This window comes from Nitrospirae bacterium CG2_30_53_67 (assembly GCA_001873285.1).
Lineage (GTDB): Bacteria > CG2-30-53-67 > CG2-30-53-67 > CG2-30-53-67 > CG2-30-53-67 > CG2-30-53-67.
This window is the reverse complement of record MNYV01000107.1, coordinates 1-3,558: the sequence shown is the minus strand read 5'-3', so window position 1 is coordinate 3,558 and position 3,558 is coordinate 1. Positions and strand designations below refer to the sequence as shown.

Annotated in this window: 4 protein-coding genes; all 4 read right to left on the bottom strand. The window is 55.0% G+C overall.

What is annotated here, in order from left to right:
- On the bottom strand, positions 1-574 hold a 574-nt coding region (locus AUK29_06710; protein OIP63386.1), incomplete at its 3' end, for a succinate dehydrogenase iron-sulfur subunit.
- Position 575: 1 nt separating this feature from the next.
- Entirely contained in the window at positions 576-2,252 is a 1,677-nt protein-coding gene (locus AUK29_06705) for a succinate dehydrogenase flavoprotein subunit (GenBank protein ID OIP63388.1), read from the bottom strand.
- 67 nt (positions 2,253-2,319) lie between these two features.
- Positions 2,320-2,682, bottom strand: coding sequence for a succinate dehydrogenase, hydrophobic membrane anchor protein (locus AUK29_06700; protein OIP63385.1), 363 nt, complete (start codon positions 2,680-2,682; stop codon positions 2,320-2,322).
- A gap of 20 nt (positions 2,683-2,702) precedes the next feature.
- A complete protein-coding gene (locus AUK29_06695; protein OIP63387.1) occupies positions 2,703-3,080 on the bottom strand; it encodes a succinate dehydrogenase, cytochrome b556 subunit in 378 nt (125 codons plus the stop codon).
- Positions 3,081-3,558 lie beyond the last annotated feature (478 nt).

The following is a 3,558-nucleotide window of genomic DNA, read 5'->3' as shown; positions in this document are numbered from 1 at the left end:
TGGCAAGCCTCTCCGCCTGGGCCTCATCTCGAGAGTCAAAGACGAACCGGTGCGCCTTGAGCAGGGCCGCCGGTCCCAGGTAGGCCTTGTCAAACCAGAAGGTCGGGCAGGACGATGTGCACGATGCGCAGAGGATGCACTTTGTCGAATCATCGATCCTTGCCCGTTGTTTGGGGCTCTGAAGCCTCTCCCGCTCCGGCGGGGGGGTCTGGTTCACAAACCAGGGTTTGACCGCGAGATTCCTTTGGAAAAATTCATCTGTGTCCACGAACAGGTCCTTGATCACAGGAAAGCTCTTCAGCGGTTCCACCCGGATGACCCGGGACGGTTTCAGGTCGCGGATCAGGGTCCGGCAGGCAAGCCGGTTCCTTCCGTTGATCATCATGGCATCAGAGCCGCAGACCCCATGGGCGCAGGAACGGCGGAAGGAGAGGCTCCCGTCGAGTTTCCACTTGATTTCATTCAGACAGTCGAGAACCGACCAGAAAGGCTGCACCTTGATCCTGTAGTCCTGGTAATGAGGCTTCACATCATATAACGGATTGAAACGAAGGATCCTGAAACGTCTTTCCATCTCAGTAAGTCCTCTCCATGGGCTGGTAACGCGTGATCCGGACCGGCTTGTATGAAACGATCGGGCCTTCCGGGCCTTTCCGGGCCAAGGTATGTTTTAAAAAACCGGCATCATCCCGAATCGGAAAATCCTCACGGGAATGCGCGCCCCGGCTTTCGGTCCTGGCCAGGGCTCCTTCCAAGATGGTTTCGGCCAGTTGGAGGAGATTCCCAAGTTCCAGGGCCTCCACAAGATCGGTATTACAGAGTCTGCCGTGGTCCATGATTTGAACAGCGGCATAGCGAAGTTTCAGCTTTTTCAATTCGTTCTTTGCTTCCATGAGCAGTTTCTCATTCCGGAATACGGAACAGCGGACCATCATCATCTCCTGAAGTCTTTCACGAATCCCGGCGGCGGCCTCGTTCCCCGATCCTTCCAGGAGGTCTTCCACCCGGATGCGAACCTCCTGCGCCGTCTTATCCGGCGGTTCCGGAATCCCGATCCCCCGGATGTCTTTGAGGATCTGCTCTCCGGCTCTTTTGCCGAAGACCAGGATGTCGAGCAGGGAATTGCACCCCAGACGGTTGGCCCCATGCACGGATACACAGGCACATTCTCCGGCCGCATAGAGGCCCGGGAGCAGGGTCTCCTGATCATCCATCACCACACGGCCATTCACATCCGTGGGGAGTCCGCCCATGGCATAATGGCACGTGGGCTGGACCGGAATGGGCTCTCGGACCGCATCGGTCCCGAGGTACGTCTGGACGAAGCTGTGGATCTCGGGGAGTTTTTCAAGGATCTTCTTCTTCCCCAGGTGACGGAGATCCAGGTAGACGTAATCCTTGCCGGCGATCCCCCTTTTATTCCGGATCTCCGTATAGATGGCCCTGGAGACCACATCCCTCGGTGCGATATCCTTCATGGAGGGGGCATATCTTTCCATGAAGCGTTCCCCATCCCGGTTGATCAGAATCCCCCCTTCGCCTCTTGCCGCTTCGGTGATCAGGATCCCCAGTTTATAGATCCCCGTGGGGTGAAACTGCACAAACTCCATATCCTCGAGAGGAACTCCGGTCTCGTAGGCCATGACCATTCCATCGCCTGTGTTGGATAAGGCGTTGGACGTGGTCTTGTAGATGCGTCCATACCCCCCGGCGGCCAAAAGCACGGCCTTGGCATGAAATACGTGAACCCCTCCCTTCAGGATGTCCCAAGCCGCGAGCCCCTGTATCCGGCCGGCATCGAGGATCAGCGAGATGACAAAAAATTCCTGGTAGAACCGGACGTTCTTGCGCAGACAGTGCTCATATAGGGTATGGAGAATCACATGGCCGGTCCGGTCCGCGGCGTGGCAGGCCCTCACGGCCGAATGCCCGCCGAAAGGGCGCTGGGAGATCCGGCCGTCTTTTAGACGGCTGAAAGGAACACCCATATGCTCAAGTTCATAAACGGTCCCGGGGGCCTCCCGGCAGAGGATTTCAACGGCATCCTGATCTCCAAGGTAGTCCCCGCCCTTGACCGTGTCGAACATGTGATGTTCCCAGGAGTCTTCATCAACATTCCCAAGGGCAGCCGCCACACCCCCTTGTGCGGTCACGGTATGGGAGCGGGTGGGAAAGACCTTGCTGATCACGGCCACATCCGCAGCGTCTCCGATTTCAAGGGCCGCTCTGAGCCCGGCGCCTCCGGCGCCCAGGATCAAAACATCATGACGGTGCACGGGGAATGGAGAAGAAGATGACATAGGACAACCTTGATAAAACCTACGGTTTGACCGTAAATATTCCAACTGAGAATACGCCGATACCTAAAAATATCCATCCTATGCCAAGGAGCACAAACAACAGCAACCGTTGGGCCGTTTGTGTGTGTACATATTCGAGCACCACGGTCCAAAGACCGTTGATGGCATGGAACACGGCCAGGGTCAGGAAGGAGATATCCAGGACCTTCCAGGAAGGCGACGAAAGACGGGCCGCGACCTTGTCATAGGTTACAAAACCTGGCTCCGCATAGTGCAGAAAATAAAAATGGGCAAGAAGCAGGACCAGGAGAAATAACGCGGAGAGACGCTGGAAGAACCAGAGATATATCCCGCCCGGCTGCCTTCCGACATCAAATTTCATAAGCCGTCCTTGGCAACCTCTCAATAAATAAACGTCGCATTCAAGAGACGCAGTATAGGAAAGGCGCCGATCACGAGGAGGGCCATCCCAACCCCGAGGAAGAGAAAGAAGAGCCCCTTCTGATGGCGGATACCCCATCCGGTATCAATGAGGAGGAGCCGTAGGCCGTTCAGGGAGTGATAAAGAACCGTGCCCAAAAGGCCCACCTCGAAGAGGATGAACATCGGAGTTTGCACGGCTGCCATGACCTGATTAAATCCGGCAGGCCCATGGCTTACGGTCCTCACAACCCAAACGTGAAAGATCAGATAGAGCGAGAGGAGTACCCCGGTGACCCTGTGCAGGAACCAGGCAAAAAACCCGACTTGCCGGCGATAGCTCTGAACGTGAACAGCCATTTCCAGACTTTCAACCCTGAACAGACAGAGAAATGATGCTCCCAGAATCGAATGTGAACAACCGGATATGGAATATACACAAAAGAACATGGGGTTTCAACGAAATTCTGGAAGGCGGGGAAATGGCGACGGTGGGGTTAGTTAATTAGGTTCTTCTCCCATTTAGTGGGTAAAAAGTCGCGTCGGGCTTGACCATGATCGCATCATCCACATGTTAATTAGTTCTCATCCGGAAACCCCTGCTTTTCGGGTCCGGGTGGGGTGAAAAGAATCCCGATCCCTGTGGGATTCCCAGAGCGTCAGAATGATATTCAGTCAACCAATGGTTAAAGCGTTATTTTCAGTAGAATCCCCCTGTTTGAGAGCAGACTTGTCCTCTATACTCAGTTGCTTTCCAAACTCTGTTAAGCATGACGACGTAAACTCAAGCCTCCTGCAGCCGTGCCATGACCAGAAGATTGTACGAGAATACCGCACT

Coding starts and splice junctions, on each gene's coding strand:
- AUK29_06700 (OIP63385.1), bottom strand. CDS start 2,682: ATGAAATTTGATGTCGGAAGGCAGCCGGGCGGGATATATCTCTGGTTC.
- AUK29_06695 (OIP63387.1), bottom strand. CDS start 3,080: ATGGCTGTTCACGTTCAGAGCTATCGCCGGCAAGTCGGGTTTTTTGCC.